Genomic DNA, 16,455 nt, shown 5'->3' on the forward strand with positions numbered 1-16,455 from the left:
AACGCTCAAGCGGGCATGCGCGGCACCTGCAATCGTTAGAAAAGTGTCATACAATCCCGTTAATATTTTTTAACAATCGAGGTGGCCAGCGACGCAGGACCGCCTTCGATCAAGGTCTGAAACCCTCCAGCGGCGTCGCCTGTGGCCTGCCTCCGCGACCACCGCCGACGTCACGAATCCGTTGCGAGCCCCAAGGTCGATCAAGAATGAACAACCCGATGCGCACCAAGATCCTGCCTCTTGCCATTGCCTCCCTGCTGGCGGCGAGTGCACCTGCCATGGCACAGGTCACTTCGTCCGCCATCAGTGGCCGCGTGCTCGACAACGCCGGCCAGCCCGTGGCCGGCGCCACCGTGCAGATCGTGCACGAGCCCACCGGTACCACCAAGATCACCACCACCGATGCCTCCGGCCGCTATTCGGCGCAGGGCATGCGCGTGGGTGGCCCGTTCGACGTGACCGCGTCCAAGGCCGGCCTGACCCAGGGTGAGCAGGATCAGGTGTACCTGCAGCTGGGCCAGGAAACCACGGTCAACCTCACCATGAGCGCCGAGCAGGCGCAGGGCGTGCAGGATCTCTCCGCGGTGACCGTATCGGCCAGCGCGTTGATGCAGACCTTCACGCCGGACAACAAGGGCCTTTCGACGAACCTTTCCGAGAAGCAATTGCAGGCGACGCCGCAGGCCGACCGCTCGATCTCGGACATCGCCCGTCTCGATCCGCGCATCACGGTGACCGACCAGGGCTCGGGGGCGATCTCCGCCAACGGCCAGAACACCCGCTACAACAACATCAGCGTGGATGGCGTCTCGCAGGGCGACCCGTTTGGCCTCAACGCCAACGGCCTGCCGTACCAGGGTTCGCCGATCTCGCCGGACACCATCGCCGAGTACAACATCTCCACGGCGAACTTCGACACTACCTCCGACAGCGTGGGCGCCAGCATCAACGCGGTGACCAAGTCGGGCAGCAACGATTTCCACGGCTCGGTCTACTACGCCTACCGCAACGCCAGCCATCTGGTGGGCGACGCCGGCTACCTGGACCGCGACGATCCCAACTACCACTACAAGGGCTACGGCATCGACGCCACCAAGGGCGTGACCCTGGGCGGTCCGATCGTCAAGGACAAGCTGTTCTTCTTCGTGTCCGCCGAAAAGCAGAAGACCACCGGCGTGGGCTCCTCGTCCAACGTGGCGTACGACCCGAGCCTGGGCGATGGCCCGTCCACCGGCAATGCGGTCTCGCCCGGCGACATCGAGCGCATCCGCAACATCGCCACCGGCTACGGCCTGGACCCGGGCGACGTTGCCGGCGGCACCACCGACCTCACGGATGACCGCTACCTGGTCAAGCTGGACTGGAACATCAGCAACAACCACCGTGCCAGCTTCACCTACCAGCGCACCAAGGAGTCGTATCCGAAGGTCAACGGCAACGGCAATTCTTCCGTCGGCCTGAGCAGCTACTGGTACACCACCAACAGCCTCACCGAGAACTCGGTGATCCACCTGTTCGACGACTGGTCCGACAACTTCTCCACCGAGGCGAAGATCGGCTTCCAGCAGTTCTCGCAGCTCGCCGGCGGCCCCAAGGATCAGCCGGCCATCCAGGTGCACACCGACTCGTTCAACAGCCCGTCGGTGAACCTGGGCGAAGACCAGTACCGCCACTACAACGAGATCAACACCAGGCGCTGGACGGCGTTCTTCGCCGGCACCTATTACGCCGGTGACCACACCATCAAGGGCGGCGTGGCGTTCGAGCAGGACCAGATCTACAACCTGTTCGGCCGCACCGAGTTCGGCTCGTACGTGTTCAACAGCATCGCCGATTTCGCCGCCGGCCGCGGCAACTACGACAGCTACGAGCTGTACCAGCCCGCCGGCAACCGCGCCATCGGCGACATCGCCGCCAAGTGGACGTATCGCCAGTACAGCCCGTTCCTGCAGGACACCTGGCAGGTCAACGACAACCTGTCGGTGATGTACGGCGTGCGCGTCGACATCCCGTATTCCGATCACAAGCCGCCGTACAACGCGGCCGCGGAGACAGCCTTCGGGTATCCGAACAACTACGCCGTGGGCTCCAGCAACCGCGTGGTCGAGCCGCGGCTGTCGTTCAACTACAACTTCAACGGCGACCGCATGATGCAGCTGCGCGGTGGCGTGGGCCTGTTCCAGACCAACCCGCCCACGGTGTGGATGACCAACCCGTACCAGAACAACGGCCTTACCCTGGTCGACTACAAGTACGGCTACGGTTCGCATTGCGATGCCAAGCCGGATTTCAGCCCGGACGCGCACAACCAGAAGATCGACGATTCGCCCGGTTGCGCGGTGGCTGGCCCGGTCGACACCATCGCCAAGGATTTCCGCCTGCCCACGGTATGGAAGGCGGCGCTGGCGCTGGATCGCGAGTTGCCCTGGTGGGACATGATCGCCTCGGCCGAGTACCAGCACATCCAGGTGCGCAACGCGATCCTGTACAAGGCGATCAACCTGGGTACGCCGTCGGGTTACCTGCCTGATGGCCGCGAGCAGTACTGGACCACGCCCGGCGCCACCAAGGGGCCGAACAACGGCGCCAACCCGGCGTTCTCGACGGCATCCACGCTGCTGACCAACACGCACAAGGGCAAGGCCGACAGCTTCACCCTGTCGCTGCGCAAGCCGTTCTCGGAGAACTTCTTCGGCAACGCCAGCTTCACCCTCAGCCATTCGACCGAGGTCAATTCGGGCGGCAGCTCGCAGGCGTTCTCCAGCTACCAGTACGTGCCGCGCGTCAATCCGAACGGCAGCGAGAACGCGATTTCCGCCTACAACATTCCACGCAGCCTGAAGCTCTCGCTGACCTGGCAGCACAAGTTCTTCGGCGACTACAACACGCAGATCTCGGCGTTGTATCTGGGCCACGACGGCCTGCCGTACAGCTGGGTATACAGCGGCGACGCGAATGGCGACGGCATCAGCTACTACGACCTGGCCTATATCCCCAAGGTCGACGATGCCCTCATCGGCGCCTACCTGGACAGCAAGGGCAAGCCGGCCAGCGCGCAGCTCGTGCAGCAGTTCCAGGACTACATCACCAACGACAAGTACCTCAACGCCCATCGTGGCGACATTGCCGGCCGCAACGCCAGCCATCTGCCCTGGTCGAACGAGCTGGACGTGAGCTTCGTGCAGGAGCTTCCGGGCTTGTTCGAGGACAACAAGGGCGAGGTGCGGCTGGACGTCTACAACTTCCTCAACCTGCTCAACAAGGATTGGGGCAGCGTGCCGTACATCCAGTACCAGACGCGCAACCTGGCCGGCTACAACGGCGTGGTGGATGGCAAGTACGTCTACAAGTTGCCGACCGACAAGAACGGCAATTACCAGGCCACGCCGATCGGCGTGTACGAGGCGGGCCAGAACCCGACGCGCGTGGTGTCGCGCTGGTCCGCGATGATCACGCTTCGCTACACGTTCTGAGCGACCCGTCTGCCTGATCGATGTACCCGACCGGCGTCCGCGAGGGCGCCGGTTTTTTTCGGCTTGACCCTGCCGACGCCCGCGCGTGAAGCTTACGGGTCAGCCGCACCACGCCGGCATGGAGATGTACTGCATGAATGATGTAAACGCCGGCCCTGTCGGCAAGCTCGCCACCGTCAGCGCGCGCATTTCGCCGGCCGGGGGGCTGGATATTCTTTCCCGCAACGAAGTGGCGCGCCTGCGCGGCGCCAGCGGCTCCGGCCTGCACGCCTTGCTGCGCCGCTGCGCGCTGGCCGTGCTCACCTCCGGCAGCATCAGCGACGACCCGCGCGCCATCCTGGAGCAATACCCCGACTTCGACATCCAGGTGCTGCAGCAGGATCGCGGCATCAAGATCGAGCTTTCGCACGCGCCGGCGCAGGCGTTCGTGGACGGGCAGATCATCCGCGGCATCAACGAGCTGCTGGTGGCCGTGGTGCGCGACATCATCTACGTGGCGACCCAGCTGGAGCATGACAGCCCCGATCTCGACGAGTCCGGGAGGCTCACCGAGGACGTGTTCGAGATCCTGCGCAACGCGCGCATCCTCAAGCCGCATTGCGACCCCAACCTGGTGGTGTGCTGGGGCGGGCACTCGATCTCGCGCGAGGAGTACGACTACACCAAGCTGGTCGGTTACCAGCTCGGCCTGCGCGGCATGGACATCTGCACGGGCTGCGGCCCCGGCGCCATGAAGGGGCCGATGAAGGGCGCGACCATCGCGCACGCCAAGCAGCGCCACTGGGACAACCGCTATATCGGGCTGACCGAGCCGGGCATCATCGCGGCCGAATCGCCCAACCCCATCGTCAACCACCTGGTGATCATGCCGGACATCGAGAAGCGGCTCGAAGCGTTCGTGCGCATCGGCCACGGCATCATTGTGTTCCCCGGCGGTGTCGGCACGGCCGAGGAGATCCTCTACCTGCTCGGCATCCTGCTGCATCCGGACAACGCCGAGACCCCGTTCCCGCTGATCTTTACCGGGCCGAAACAGTCGGCGGCGTACTTCGAGCAGATCGACCGGTTCCTGCGCCTGACGCTGGGCGATGAGGTGGCCAGGCGTTACCAGATCATCATCGACGATCCGCAGACGGTGGCGCGGACGATGGTCAGGGGCGTGGAAAAGGTTCGCCACCATCGTCTGGATACCAAGGATGCGTTCTTCTTCAACTGGGCGTTGCACGTGCCGTATGCATTCCAGCTGCCGTTCCAGCCTGACCACGCCGCGATGCGCGCGCTGCAGATCCGGCACGACCGCCCCCGCCACGAGCTTGCCGCCGACCTGCGCCGCGCGTTCTCCGGCATCGTCGCTGGCAACGTGAAGGAGGAGGGCGTCCGCGCGATCGAGCAACACGGACCCTTCGACATCGACGGCGACAGCGACATCATGCAGGCACTGGACAAGCTGCTGCAGGCATTCGTGGTGCAGCAACGCATGAAGCTCCCCGGCGGCGCCGCATACGTGCCCTGCTACCGCGTGCGCACACCATGAAAAGAACCCGAAATCGCGCCCGGACGGCTTGACAGCCGCCCGCACGAACTACAAACTACGCAGCTCCCGCCCGAATAGCTCAGCTGGTTAGAGCACTTGACTGTTAATCAGGGGGTCGTTGGTTCGAGTCCAACTTCGGGCGCCATTTTTTACAAAGCCAGCAAGGCGATTGCTGGCTTTTGTTTTTGTGGAGTGACCGGCCGCGCCGCACTCGGTGATTGTCCGCGGTGCGGTTCCGGCACCGCCCTTTCCCGGGCGTTGCGTGGTCTTGCATGGCTGCGCGTTTCCAAGGTGCCGGTGCCGGTCAGGCACCCATTTACTCTGTTCGCGATGGCTGTTGCGGCACCTTGCGGATCCTGTCCATCGGATAGCCCATGGCTTTCACCTTGGCCAGCAACGCGTCATGGTCCGCCTGGGAGATCGTCGGCGTGCGTGCCATCACCCACACGTAGTCGCGGGCATCGCGGGCCACGATCACCTGGCTGTAATCGTCCTTCAGATAGGCCACGATGTACTGCGCTTTCAGCGGCCAGAACACCTGCACACCCCACACTGCGTTGCCGGTGCCCTGCTTGACGATGCCGGTGGAGTGGATTTCCTTGCGCTCGCCGTCGAAACTGCCGTCGCGAAAATGGAACGAGGTGGCCACGTCACCATCGGGTTTGAGCGTATAGACCTCGAGCGCGTTGTAGGCGGCTTTCTCGAAGCGGGTGGGGATGGTGGCGATCACGTACCAGTTGCCCATGAAGCGGGGCAGGTCGACGTAGGCCACCGGCTTGATCGGCGGCAGCTCGTTGGCGCAGGCATTGGCGCTCAGCAGCATGGCGCAGGCCATCAGCAGGGTCCTGGACAGTTGCATGGTCACTCCGGGCGACGGTGGTGGATGTGGAGTCACGGGCGTGCGAAGCGGTAGTGCGCTACCAGCCATTCCTGGCCGTCGGCGTAGCCGAACAGTTCGGCGCATGACATCCAGAACATGCGCCAGCGCTGGAACCACAGCGCTGCCGCACTGGCGCCATAGGCCTGGCCCAGCACCTGCATCACCTGCTCGCGACGGGCATCCTGGTTGGCCAGCCAATGGTTCGCGGTGCGCTGGTAGTGCGTGCCGTCGACCAGCCAGCGCTGTTCGATGTGCAGCGACGACTGGAACCACAGCAGCGTGTCCGAAGCCGGCATCAGGCCGCCGGTGAAGAAGTGCCGCCCCATCCAGTTGTCGTCGCCGTCGGTCTCGAACGGGTACATCGCGGTCTTGTGCGCAAAGATGTGCACGAACAACTTGCCGCCCGGCCGCAGCCAGCTGGCAATGCGCCGCAGCAGGATCTCGTAGTTGCGCATGTGCTCGAACATCTCGATCGACACGCAACGGTCGAACTGTGCCGCTTCCAGTTCCAATGCGTTCACGTCGCAGGTGAGCACGCGCACGTTGAACAGCCTGCGCCGGCGGCATTGCGCCTCGATGTGTTCACGCTGCGGCCTGGAGTTGGACACCGCGGTGATCAGCGCGTCGGGATAGTGCTCGGCCATCCACAAGGTCAGCGAGCCCCAGCCGCAACCCAGTTCCAGGATCGACTGGCCGTCGGCCAGTTCGGCACGCTCGCCGTAAAGCCGAAGCATCGCCTCCTCGGCGTCGTGCAAGGACTCGTCGCCGCGCGGGTAGTAACAGCTGGAGTATTTCAGGCGTTTGCCCAGGCACAGTTCGAAGAACGCCGGCGGCAGCTCGTAATGCTGCGCGTTGGCGGCATCGGTATGGATCGCCACCGGGCTGTGCCGCAGCATCGCGATGCGCTCGGCGTAGCGCGCGGCCTGTGCGTCGAGGCCGCCGGCCTGTTCCTCGCGCAGGCGTTGCGCGCACAGTCGGCGAATGCCCTGGCGAAGCAGCGCATCGGGGATGCGGCCGCGCTCGGCCATGCCCAGCAGGCCGGGCGCCGGGCGCTGGCTGGCCAGTTCGTTGAAAGCGGGAGTGGTCATCGTTGGGTCCTCTTCGGAAACCATGGAATCAGCATTGACGTGCTGCGCTGGTAGTCGCGGTAGTCGTCGCCGCGGCTGCGCAGGGCCTGCGCCTCGGTGTACGGCACGCCACTGATCCAGCGCAGGAACACGTACATCACCAAGGGGCCGGCCCAGGCCAGCCAGGCGATCGGCGAACCCACGGCAAGGCAGAGGTAGGCAAACCAGTGAAGCCACTCGAAGAAGTAGTTCGGATGGCGCGAGTAGCGCCACAGTCCTTCGCGGCAGGTGCGGCCCTTGTTGGCGGGGTTGTGGCGAAAACGGGCCAGCTGCGCATCGGCGACCGTCTCGCCGATCACGCCGAGCAGCCAGATCGCGACCGCTGCCGGCAGCCACATGCCGGGCAGGTGCGGGTTGCACGCCACCGCCGCGAACGGCAGCGCGAACAGCACGATCAGCACGGCCTGGAGCTGGAAGAAGGCGAAAAACTTCCCCTGGCTGCCGTGCCAGTGAGCGCGCAGGTTCCGGTAGCGCCCATCCTCCGGCTCGCCGCGCACCCGCCGCCACAAATGGACGGCCAGACGGCTGCCCCACAAGCCACCGAGCACGGCCAGCAGCAGCCGCGTCCATGGTGTGCCGCTGCCGGTGATCGCCAGCAGCACGGCGCTGCCGCCCACGCCCGCCGCCCACAGCACGTCGACGATGCCTGCATTGGCGCGGCGGCGCTGCCACTGCCAGCCAAGCGTCATCATCACCGCCGCCAGCAACCAGACGAGCAACAACTGCCAGAAGACGCTCATGCGGAAATCCCTCGCGTCGAGTGGTGCGGGACGCCCGTGTGCAACGTGGTCGTGCCGCGGCGCGCCAGCCACGCGAGCGTCGGGGTCGCCAATGCCCAGCCGATGGCCAGCGCCAGCAAACCGCGCCAGGCCGGATCGGCGAAGCTGACCGCGTGCCAGCCGCGTGCCGCACCCAGATAGGCCAGTGGACCGCCAAGCAGCCCCAGCAACGCCGCCAGCCACAAGCGACTTTGCAGGTAGCGCAGCGACTGGCTGCAAGTGAGGGCGAAAGTCACCCATAGCGCCAGGACCCATGCCGGTGCCAGCCGCAGCCCAGGCCACCCGGCGGCATAGCTGGCCAGGCCGCAACGGATCAGTGCGCCGTCGAGCAGGAAGCCGAGCAGCAGTCCGGCCGCCATCAGGCCGAAGTCGACGCGGACGTTGCGCGCCAGCAGAAGTTGCGCCGCCGCGTACACCAGCATGGCGAGCACGCCAGGCCAGGCCAGGCCGCGGCCGGCGCCGATCACCGCCGCGAACCAGACGGCCTGGTAGCCGAGCAGGCTGAGCCAGGACCTCACGCTGGCAGCTTCACGTGGCGGCTGATCTCCGGCAGCAGCGCGGCGCGACGATTGCCGGGTTTGGCCAGCAGCAGTTGCGCCACGCCGATGGAGCGCTCACGGAAGCCGCCCTCGCAGTACGCCAGGTAGAACTCCCAGAGCCGGATGAAGCACTCGTCGAAACCCTGCGCGCGCACCTGCACCAGGTTCGCCATGAAGCGTTCGCGCCAGGCTTTCAAGGTCAGCGCGTAGGAGCTGCCGAAGTCCTCCAGCTGGATCGGGGCCAGGTCGCTGGTGCGGGTCTTGGCCGCCAGCAGGGCGTTGACCGACGGGATGAAGCTGCCGGGAAACACATGGCGCTTGATGAAGTCAACCGACTTCAGCGCCTGCGCGTAGCGATGATCCTCGATGGTGATCGCCTGCAGCAAGGCCAGCCCGTCGGGTTTCAGCAGGGCGCCGACTTTCGCGAAATAGACGTCCAGATAGGGTGCGCCGATCGCCTCGATCATCTCGATCGAGACCAGCTTGTCGTACTGTCCATCGAGGTCGCGATAGTCCTCCAGCAACAGTTCCACGTGTGCGCCCATGCCGGCCGCCGCGACGCGTTTGCTGGCCAGCGCATGCTGTTCGCGCGAGATCGTGGTGGTGGTGACATGACAGCCGTAGTGCGTGGCCGCGTACAGCGCGAAGCCGCCCCAGCCGGTGCCGATCTCGATCACCCGGTCGGTGGGCTGCAGATCCAGCTTGCGGCAGATCCGTTCCAGCTTGCGCGCCGAGGCGGTTTCCAGCGTGTCGGCCGGATCGGTCCAGATCGCCGACGAGTACATCAGGTCGCTGGACAGGAACAGGCCGAAAAAGTCGTTGCCGAGGTCGTAGTGCGCCGCGATGTTGCGCCGGCTGCCGTCGCGGGTGTTCCGGCGCAGCGCGTGCCAGGCGCGCATCGCCATGCCGCCGAGGAGGGCCAACCCGCTTTCCAGCCCGTCGAGAAGCTCGCGGTTGCGCAGCAGCAACTGGATCAGGCCCACCAGGTCGTCGCAGCGCCACTGACCGTCCATGTACGACTCGCCGGCACCGACGCTGCCGTTGCGCGCCACCGCGCGATAGAAATCGGGGTCCAGCACGTGCACGTGGATCTGCAGCTCGGGATGCGCGCTGGCCGGATCGCCCAGCTCGACCTTGCCGCAGGCGTCCTTGAGCACGAGACGGCCGTGCCGCAATGCACCCAGCCGCTCGAGCAACCGCTGGCGCAGGAAGCGATCGATGACGCCGAAGGGGGCATTGTCGCCGGTCAGTAGGGTGCCGATGTCGTTCATGTCGGGCCTCGGGACGTGTTCAGTCCGGATCATGGGAATGCCGTGAGGGGTGGTCGTGCACCGGATTGCGCTTCAGCCACAATCGCAGCGCCTGCCAATGGATCGCAGCCACCACCTGCGCGGTCATCAGTGGGTAGCGCCACAGCACGCGCGCCAGCGATGCACCGCTGAGCGGGTGGCGTTGCAGGGTCAAGGTGGCGTCGAACGTGCGCTGGCCGCCGCGGCTCACGTCCATGTGCACGCGCAGGTCGTCACCCGGCACGGTGAAACGCCAGTCGTAGGCGCAATCCAGCGGCATGAACGGCGATACGTGGAAAGTCTTGGGAAAGCTCCAGTGCAGGCCGCGACCGCGTACCTGCGCGTTTTCGATCGGCAACACGTACGCGTGGCGTTCCTTCCACGGCGTGTTGGTGATCTCGGCCACGATGGCGACCAGGGTCACGCCGTCTTCGTCGAAGCAGTAGTAGAAGCTGACCGGGTTGAATACCAGGCCGACGTAGCGCAGGTGGGTGAGCAGCCGGATCGGTCCGGCCGGGCGGTGGCCGGTGGCCTGCTCGACGCGCTGGCGTACCGCCTCGGCCAGCGGCAACCCGGTCGGGCCGAGATAATCGCTGCGGCGGAACTCGGCCACGTTGCGATGTTCGCTGGACCACAACCAGCGCCTCGCGAACACCTGCTCGACTTCGTCCAGATCCAGATAGAGCTGTGCCATGCGGTAGTTGAACGCGTGCGCGTGCGGGGCATGCCGGCGATGGCGCACCACGCCCTCGTACACCGCGCTGGCCGGTTGCAGGGTCGTGCTGGCGGGTTTCATGGTCATGCCGCCGGTGCCTGCGTGGTGCTTTCCGGCGGTGCGAGCGCACCGCTGCCAAGTGGCCAGTGCGCGCCCAGCGCCGTGGCCACTTCCACCGCGCTGCGCATGCCGTCCTCGTGGAAGCCCCACCCCCAGTACGCGCCGGCAAACCAGGTGCGACGGCTACCCTGGATCTCGTGCTTGCGCACCTGCGCGTCGACCGCGGCCTGGGTGTAGACCGGATGCTGGTAGCGCATGCGCGCCAGCACCTTTTCCGGATCGATCGCCGACGTGCGGTTGAGCGTGACCACGAACGGTGCGGGCGAGTCGATGCCCTGCAGCAGGTTCATGCAGTAACTGACCGTGCACGCGGCATCGGGATCGCGCGGCAGCCACGCGTTCCACGCCGCCCACGCCTTGCGTCGGCGCGGCAGCACACTGGCATCGGTATGCAGCACGGTATCGTTGGACTGATAGGTGATCGCGCCGAGAATGGATTGCTCGCGCTCGCTCGCGTCGGCCAGCAGGGCCAGCGACTGGTCGCTGTGGCAGGCCAGCACGACCTGCTCGAAGCGCTCGTTGCCGGCGGCGCTGTCCACCTCGACGCCGTCGTCGTGGCGGCGAATCGCGAACACCGGGCAGTTCAGCCGCTCGTGCACCGGCCAATGCGCGCGCAACGTGGCCACATAGGTCGACGAACCGCCCTGGACCACGCGCCACTGCGGCCGGCCGCTGAGCTGCAGCATCTGGTGGTTGGCCATGAACTGCACCAGGTAACGCATCGGGAACCTGAGGATCTGCGTGGGCGGCGACGACCACAGCGCCGACGCCATCGGGACCAGGTGCTCGTCGCGAAACGCCGCGCCGTAGCCATGCTCGCCGAGGTAGTCACCCAGCGTGGTCATGTCGTCACGCTGCAGCAGCGCCGGCGCCTCGCGGTAAAAGCGGACGAGGTCGCGCACCATGCCCAGGAAACGCGGCGACAGCAGGTTGCGGCGCTGGCAGAACAGCGTGTCCAGCGTGGCCGCGTTGTATTCCAGCCCGCTCGCTTCGCTGTGTACCGAGAAGCTCATCGTGGTGGCCTGCGAGGCCACGCCCAGCTGCGCGAACATCCGCGTCAGCAGCGGGTAGTGCACCGGGTTGTGCACGATGAATCCGCTGTCGATGCGGTGGCGCCGGCCAGCCTGTTCCACCTCGTGCGTATGCGTGTGCCCGCCGAAATAGCTGTTCGCCTCGAACAGCGTCACGTCATGCCTGCGCGACAGCAGCCACGCCGAGGCCAGCCCCGCGATGCCCGATCCGACCACGGCGATGCGCATGGCTAGCTCCTCGCCCTGGCCAGTACCCAGGCGGGCACCGGCTTCAGCCCGTGCACCAGACCCAGCATCGCCATCAGCTTGAGGCCGTACCAGGTCAGGTCCACTTCCCACCAACGGAAGCCCTGACGACTGGAGCCGGGAAAGAAGTGATGGTTGTTGTGCCAGCCTTCGCCGAACGTGAGCAGGGCCAGCCACAGGTTGTTGCGGCTGTCGTCCCTTGTTTCGAAGCGGCGCTTGCCGAAGCGATGCGCCAGCGAGTTGATCGTCACGGTGGCGTGGAACAGCACGACGGTGGAAATGAAGAAGCCCCACACCAGCATCTGCCCGCCATTGGTACGAAGCTGCGGTGCGACGTGATGCAACACGACGCCGAGCGCGTAAAGGCCCACGGCCAGTGCGACCGGCACGGCGATGTCGAACCGGTCCAGCCAGCGCAGCTCCGGATACTTCACCAGGTCCGGCACCCGCGACACGTCGGTGCGGAAGTTGCGCGGTGTCAGGAACCAGCCGACATGACTCCAGGCGAAGCCATGCACGCCCGGCGAATGAGGATCGAGCGCGGTGTCGGCGTGGCGATGATGGTGGCGGTGATGGGCTGCCCACCACAGCGGCCCGCGCTGCACGCACGAGGCGCCGATCACGGCGAACACGAATTGCACGGTGCGCGAGGTCTGGAACGTGCGATGCGAGAAGTAGCGGTGGTAGAAGCCGGTGATGGCGAACATGCGCACCGCGTACAGCATTGCCGCCACCGCCAGCGCGATCGGCGACACACCGACCTGGATCGCGCCGAGGCAGGCCAGGTGCATCGCTGCGAAGGGCGCCGCGCGCAGCCAGTCGATGCGATCGGCCCGCGGATCATCCGCCGGCAGCGTGGCCGAGCCGGTGTCGAACCACTGGCGCAGTCGGCGCACGAAAGTCACGTGGCCGGGAATTTTGAGGGGCATGTCCATCGTGGCTTTCCAGGGGCTTCATGCACAGATACGGGTTGCGGTGCCGAACGGATGCATGTGGCCAGCCACCGCCGCAAACGGCTCATCGCCTGTTACCGACCCGGTGTGCGGAGCCCCGCGCCGGAGGTTTTCGCCGCAGCTGCCACAGCGAGAGGGCCAGCGCCGCGGCGGCAAGCAGCAGCGCGGCGCCGGCCGCGATGGCTGCGCCGTCGAGGTGCGATGCGCGTTGCGCAACGTATACGCCAGCCAGCCCCCACAGCACCGCCAGCGTGTACCAGGGATTGCCGCGCATGCGGGCGATGGCGGTGAGCACGAGCAGGCCGGCCAGCCCGAACAACACCAGCGTCCACGGCAGCATGTGGCTGACCGACAGCAGCCGGAACGCCACGATCACCTGCGCCAGGTTGAGGAATGCCGCCAGCGACACCCAGCCCGCGTGCAGCGACAGCGGCAGCCATTGCCACCAACGGCCACGCGGGTGCCGGGCAGTATGCGAGACCTGCCAGGCGGCGCCGAGCAGGCAGGCCAGGCTGAGCCAGATGATCGCCAGCGCCAGCCAGAACCATTGCTGCGAAAACACGACCATCCACAGTGACGTCAGCGCAAAGCCCGCCGCGGTCAGCGGCCGGATGCGCCGCAGCACCCGGTCGGCGCTGCGATCAAGGCATTGCCAGGTGCCGTAGATCACATCGAGAACGAAGATCGGCCCCCAGATCGCGAACGCGTATCCGGCGGCCACGATCAGGGTCGGGTACTGGTTCGAGATCGCCCCGTTGGTAGGGCCGAATACGCCGGTGTTGGAGAGCCATGCGACCACGGGCATGGTCCAGGCCAGCAGCAGGACGAGGTATTTCATGGACAGGTTCCACGCGAATAGGGGTTGGACTCATGTGCGCCTCCATGGCAGGTCGCCGTGACGAAAGCACGCATGGATGGCATACGCGATCATGAGGCGGGTGGATTCACCGCGTTGCCATGCATCGTCCTTCGCGCCGCCGGGGGAATCCGGAATGCCCGGCCAGCCGTAAGACATACGAGCACCGCGCGTGACTCGATGTCGACCGCCGTGACCGGTCCTTGCCGTGGGCGCCGCGGTCGTTTTCCCTCGACGATTCCGGAGTACACCGAGCATGTTCCTGCGCAGAGCGCTTGCATTCGCCGCATGTCTGTCCAGTCTGTCGCTCGCCCATGCCCAGGCCAGTTCCGCCCGCCCGGATGCCACCGGCTGGCGCCTGGGAGCGATCGCGCTGCTGCATGACGGGGGCTACGTCGGCAACGTCGACCGGTCCCTGGTGGTACCGGCGGTGGGCTATGAGGGCGAGCAGGTCTACCTCCGCGGCCTGCAGCTGGGGTGGCATGCCTGGCGCGGGGAGGGCGTGCAACTGGATCTCGTCGCGCAGGCACGTCTGGATGGCCTGGATGCGCGGGACATCCCGATCGCGGGATTGCAGGATCGACGCAAGAGCATGGATGTGGGCGCGGTGCTGACGCTGGCCGGTGACGCAGGCACGCTGGAATTCACCGCGCTGGGCGACGCGCTTGACCGCAGCGGCGGGCAGGAACTGGCCCTGGTCTACGGGTATCCATTCAACGCCGGACGTGTCCGCATCACCCCGCGGATCGGTGTGCGCTGGTGGTCGCGTGCCCTGGCCGATTACTACTACGGCATCCGCCCACGGGAAGTGGCGCAGGGTGCACCGGCCGTCCATGCCGTCGACAGCGCGTTGATTCCCGAACTCGGTCTCAACCTGCTGGTGCCCCTGAGCCGGCAATGGGCGTTTTACGGCGCCTGGCGCTACCAGCATCTGCCGCGCGGGATCGCCGACAGCCCGCTGGTGGCAAAGTCCACGGCAACCACCTTGCTGCTGGGCGTGTCTTATGCCTTCTGATCAGCAACGCCTCCGCCGGGTCGGCCGGTAGATCGCCGCCGGCGCGCGCGTTGGGCCGTTGGCGCGTCTGTGCCACCCGTGCGCTGGTGTTCCATGCGGGGCACGATCAATGCCGGTTTCCATCCGTTCGTGCCGGCGCGGTCGTGCCGCCCGGATCGCCCGAGCTTGTTCCCCCAGCGTCCGCGGCTGGCCTCAACGGGGCACCCACCTGTCTCGGCTCGCCGCGCGCCATGGCAGCGAATACCCCGTCCCTCCGCACCCATGCATGGAACAGCGCCGCGGCCAGGTGTGCCAGCACGGTCGCGAACAGCAGCAGCGCCAGCCAGGTGTGGGCACCGCGCAGCACGGCGTAGGCAGTGGCGTTGTGAGGCGCGATCGGCGGCAGCGCCAAGCCCTTGAACATCGTCACGGGATAACCGCCGGCGGACAGCATCGACCAGCCGACCAGCGGCATGGCGAACATCAATGCATACAACAGCCAGTGCGAGGCTTTGGCTGCCAGCGTCTGCACGGCGGGCAGGTCGGCTGGCAACGGTGGCGGTCGATGGCGCAGGCGATTGATCAGGCGCACGATCGCCAGCAGCAGGATCGCGATGCCGAGCGGTCGGTGCAGGTTGACCAGGCCGGGCCGCCAACTCATCGAGGCGACCATGCCGATGCCGACGAACAGCATGGTCACGATCAGCACGGCCATGCTCCAGTGCAGCAGGCGGGCGGTCAGGTTGAAATGGGTGGCGCGGTTCATGGTTTGGCTCCCTGCATCGCGGGCTGCCCGGTGGCCGCCGCGGCGTTGCCGCCGGCGATGTCGTGCTGGCGCCGGTTGAACGACACCGAATAGACGGCCGAACGCGCCGCCAGCACGGGATCGTCGGACCCTTCCACGCCGGTGGGCAGCACCAGCGGGTCGTAGTTGATGTCGCGGCAGGCGCCGGTCGTCTGCGCCGTGGTGCTTTCGATCACCACGGTGCCGACAGTGACGTGCCGGCGATCCTCGGGCCAGCTTTGCGACGGGTCGCCGGTGGGGTCACCGGGCTCGGCCACGGTCACCACCATGTCCCAGCGCAACGGGCCGTGCACCAGGCGCGTGGCGAGATCCTCGCTGAGGAAGTTGCCATCGGCCGCTTCGCGCTGCCCGGGAGACATCGCCGCGAAAGCGGTGTGCGGCTGCATCGACCAGCGCACGTCGTGCTGCTCGCCCGCCCGGTTGACGAAGCGGAACGTGTTGACGCCGTTGTAGGTGGTATTGGCCCAGCTGGTGGGCCATGGCGCGTTCTTCGCCCAGGCGGCGAAGCGGGCAAACTCCGGATGCGCGCTGGCGAAGGCGGCCTGCTTGACCGGATCGGGCTGGCCGGTGGCCGGGTCGGGCGCATTGGCGACCGTCTGCTCGTAGAACGCCTGCACCGACGCGACGCCGAAGAACGGAAAGCTGTTCATGGCCATGCGCCATTGCTGGCCGTCGTCGCTGTTCAATTCCAGCGCCATGCTGCGCACGCGCGCCTTGCCGTCCAGCCCGTACGGCGAGCCGCCGCCGACCGACAACCGTCCCACGAATGGCGTGCGTACCGGCGCAAACAGGCGCGCGCTGGACAGCGCCACGCCGTGCCCGTTGCCCTCGAAGTAACCGGCCACGCAAACCCCCTTGGCATGGGCGCGGCGAAAACCGCGGTAGATCTGCCCGTTGCCGGTTTCGATCGCGTCGGTGAAGCGTTGCGGGGTGAGCCGGCCCGGCGTCAGCCAGCCGGCGACCCAGGCAAAGGCCAGTGCGGCCGCGGCCACGATCAGCGCGATGCCAAGCAGGGCGGGCCACGTGCGGCGAGGGCGGTGCGAAGCCGGTCGGGGTTCGGTAGTGGGCATGAAAAGTCCTTGCGAGAAAATAGCGCCTCAGCCATCTCATTCGC

The 16,455-nt window shown here is 66.5% G+C and carries 14 protein-coding genes and 1 tRNA gene; 4 read left to right on the forward strand and 11 right to left on the reverse strand.

The annotated features are described in order from the left end of the window. The first annotated feature begins 206 nt into the window (after positions 1–206). The 3 genes from ABD017_RS01240 to ABD017_RS01250 all read left to right on the forward strand — a co-directional run bounded on the left by ABD017_RS01240 (position 207) and on the right by ABD017_RS01250 (position 5,152). Positions 207–3,473: a TonB-dependent receptor gene (locus tag ABD017_RS01240; RefSeq protein ID WP_343879364.1), complete on the forward strand. Its 3,267-nt coding sequence runs from the start codon at positions 207–209 to the stop codon at positions 3,471–3,473. Between the two features lie 133 nt (positions 3,474–3,606). Continuing rightward, positions 3,607–5,007 (forward strand): nucleotide 5'-monophosphate nucleosidase PpnN, encoded by a 1,401-nt coding sequence (gene ppnN, locus ABD017_RS01245; RefSeq protein WP_343879366.1) that lies wholly within the window; start codon positions 3,607–3,609, stop codon positions 5,005–5,007. Positions 5,008–5,075: 68 nt separating this feature from the next. After that, positions 5,076–5,152, forward strand: a tRNA-Asn gene (locus ABD017_RS01250). A gap of 171 nt (positions 5,153–5,323) precedes the next feature. Here ABD017_RS01250 and ABD017_RS01255 read toward each other — a convergent pair. The 9 genes from ABD017_RS01255 to ABD017_RS01295 form a co-directional block, all read right to left on the reverse strand. After that, positions 5,324–5,866 carry a lipocalin family protein gene (locus ABD017_RS01255; protein WP_343879369.1) on the reverse strand — a complete coding sequence of 181 codons (543 nt, stop codon included), beginning with the start codon at positions 5,864–5,866 and terminating at the stop codon, positions 5,324–5,326. A gap of 32 nt (positions 5,867–5,898) precedes the next feature. Continuing rightward, a complete protein-coding gene (locus ABD017_RS01260) occupies positions 5,899–6,975 on the reverse strand; it encodes an SAM-dependent methyltransferase (RefSeq protein ID WP_343879371.1) in 1,077 nt (358 codons plus the stop codon). Continuing rightward, complete coding sequence (locus ABD017_RS01265) at positions 6,972–7,754, reverse strand: DUF1295 domain-containing protein (protein ID WP_343879373.1); 783 nt, start codon at positions 7,752–7,754, stop codon at positions 6,972–6,974. The genes ABD017_RS01260 and ABD017_RS01265 overlap by 4 nt, the downstream gene beginning before the upstream one ends. After that, positions 7,751–8,311 carry a DUF2878 family protein gene (locus tag ABD017_RS01270; RefSeq protein ID WP_343879375.1) on the reverse strand — a complete coding sequence of 187 codons (561 nt, stop codon included), beginning with the start codon at positions 8,309–8,311 and terminating at the stop codon, positions 7,751–7,753. The genes ABD017_RS01265 and ABD017_RS01270 overlap by 4 nt, the downstream gene beginning before the upstream one ends. Next, positions 8,308–9,603, reverse strand: coding sequence for a class I SAM-dependent methyltransferase (locus ABD017_RS01275; protein WP_343879377.1), 1,296 nt, complete (start codon positions 9,601–9,603; stop codon positions 8,308–8,310). Before ABD017_RS01275 ends, ABD017_RS01270 begins: the two co-directional genes overlap by 4 nt. Before the next feature lie 19 nt (positions 9,604–9,622). Next, positions 9,623–10,423: a DUF1365 domain-containing protein gene (locus tag ABD017_RS01280; protein ID WP_343879379.1), complete on the reverse strand. Its 801-nt coding sequence runs from the start codon at positions 10,421–10,423 to the stop codon at positions 9,623–9,625. After that, positions 10,420–11,715, reverse strand: a complete 1,296-nt coding sequence (locus ABD017_RS01285; protein WP_343879381.1) for an NAD(P)/FAD-dependent oxidoreductase — start codon at positions 11,713–11,715, stop codon at positions 10,420–10,422. Before ABD017_RS01285 ends, ABD017_RS01280 begins: the two co-directional genes overlap by 4 nt. A 2-nt stretch (positions 11,716–11,717) precedes the next feature. Next, positions 11,718–12,668 (reverse strand): acyl-CoA desaturase, encoded by a 951-nt coding sequence (locus ABD017_RS01290; protein WP_343879383.1) that lies wholly within the window; start codon positions 12,666–12,668, stop codon positions 11,718–11,720. Between the two features lie 82 nt (positions 12,669–12,750). Further along, positions 12,751–13,524, reverse strand: a complete 774-nt coding sequence (locus ABD017_RS01295) for a hypothetical protein (RefSeq protein WP_343879385.1) — start codon at positions 13,522–13,524, stop codon at positions 12,751–12,753. Between the two features lie 274 nt (positions 13,525–13,798). Here ABD017_RS01295 and ABD017_RS01300 point away from each other — a divergent pair, with 274 nt between their 5' ends. Beyond that, complete coding sequence (locus tag ABD017_RS01300; RefSeq protein ID WP_343879387.1) at positions 13,799–14,557, forward strand: MipA/OmpV family protein; 759 nt, start codon at positions 13,799–13,801, stop codon at positions 14,555–14,557. A 106-nt stretch (positions 14,558–14,663) separates the two neighbouring features. Here the strand turns inward: ABD017_RS01300 and ABD017_RS01305 are convergent, their stop codons facing one another. Together ABD017_RS01305 and ABD017_RS01310 are read right to left on the reverse strand one after the other, a co-directional pair. Continuing rightward, on the reverse strand, positions 14,664–15,302 hold the full coding sequence (locus tag ABD017_RS01305; RefSeq protein WP_343879389.1) for a cytochrome b: 639 nt from the start codon (positions 15,300–15,302) through the stop codon (positions 14,664–14,666). Continuing rightward, entirely contained in the window at positions 15,299–16,411 is a 1,113-nt protein-coding gene (locus ABD017_RS01310) for a catalase family peroxidase (RefSeq protein WP_343879391.1), read from the reverse strand. Before ABD017_RS01310 ends, ABD017_RS01305 begins: the two co-directional genes overlap by 4 nt. Between the last annotated feature and the right edge of the window lie 44 nt (positions 16,412–16,455).

It is taken from the genome of Rhodanobacter caeni (assembly GCF_039523575.1).
GTDB lineage: Bacteria > Pseudomonadota > Gammaproteobacteria > Xanthomonadales > Rhodanobacteraceae > Rhodanobacter > Rhodanobacter caeni.

Coding starts and splice junctions, on each gene's coding strand:
- ABD017_RS01240 (WP_343879364.1), top strand. CDS start 207: ATGAACAACCCGATGCGCACCAAGATCCTGCCTCTTGCCATTGCCTCC.
- ppnN (WP_343879366.1), top strand. CDS start 3,607: ATGAATGATGTAAACGCCGGCCCTGTCGGCAAGCTCGCCACCGTCAGC.
- ABD017_RS01255 (WP_343879369.1), bottom strand. CDS start 5,866: ATGCAACTGTCCAGGACCCTGCTGATGGCCTGCGCCATGCTGCTGAGC.
- ABD017_RS01260 (WP_343879371.1), bottom strand. CDS start 6,975: ATGACCACTCCCGCTTTCAACGAACTGGCCAGCCAGCGCCCGGCGCCC.
- ABD017_RS01265 (WP_343879373.1), bottom strand. CDS start 7,754: ATGAGCGTCTTCTGGCAGTTGTTGCTCGTCTGGTTGCTGGCGGCGGTG.
- ABD017_RS01275 (WP_343879377.1), bottom strand. CDS start 9,603: ATGAACGACATCGGCACCCTACTGACCGGCGACAATGCCCCCTTCGGC.
- ABD017_RS01280 (WP_343879379.1), bottom strand. CDS start 10,423: ATGACCATGAAACCCGCCAGCACGACCCTGCAACCGGCCAGCGCGGTG.
- ABD017_RS01285 (WP_343879381.1), bottom strand. CDS start 11,715: ATGCGCATCGCCGTGGTCGGATCGGGCATCGCGGGGCTGGCCTCGGCG.
- ABD017_RS01290 (WP_343879383.1), bottom strand. CDS start 12,668: ATGGACATGCCCCTCAAAATTCCCGGCCACGTGACTTTCGTGCGCCGA.
- ABD017_RS01295 (WP_343879385.1), bottom strand. CDS start 13,524: ATGAAATACCTCGTCCTGCTGCTGGCCTGGACCATGCCCGTGGTCGCA.
- ABD017_RS01300 (WP_343879387.1), top strand. CDS start 13,799: ATGTTCCTGCGCAGAGCGCTTGCATTCGCCGCATGTCTGTCCAGTCTG.
- ABD017_RS01305 (WP_343879389.1), bottom strand. CDS start 15,302: ATGAACCGCGCCACCCATTTCAACCTGACCGCCCGCCTGCTGCACTGG.
- ABD017_RS01310 (WP_343879391.1), bottom strand. CDS start 16,411: ATGCCCACTACCGAACCCCGACCGGCTTCGCACCGCCCTCGCCGCACG.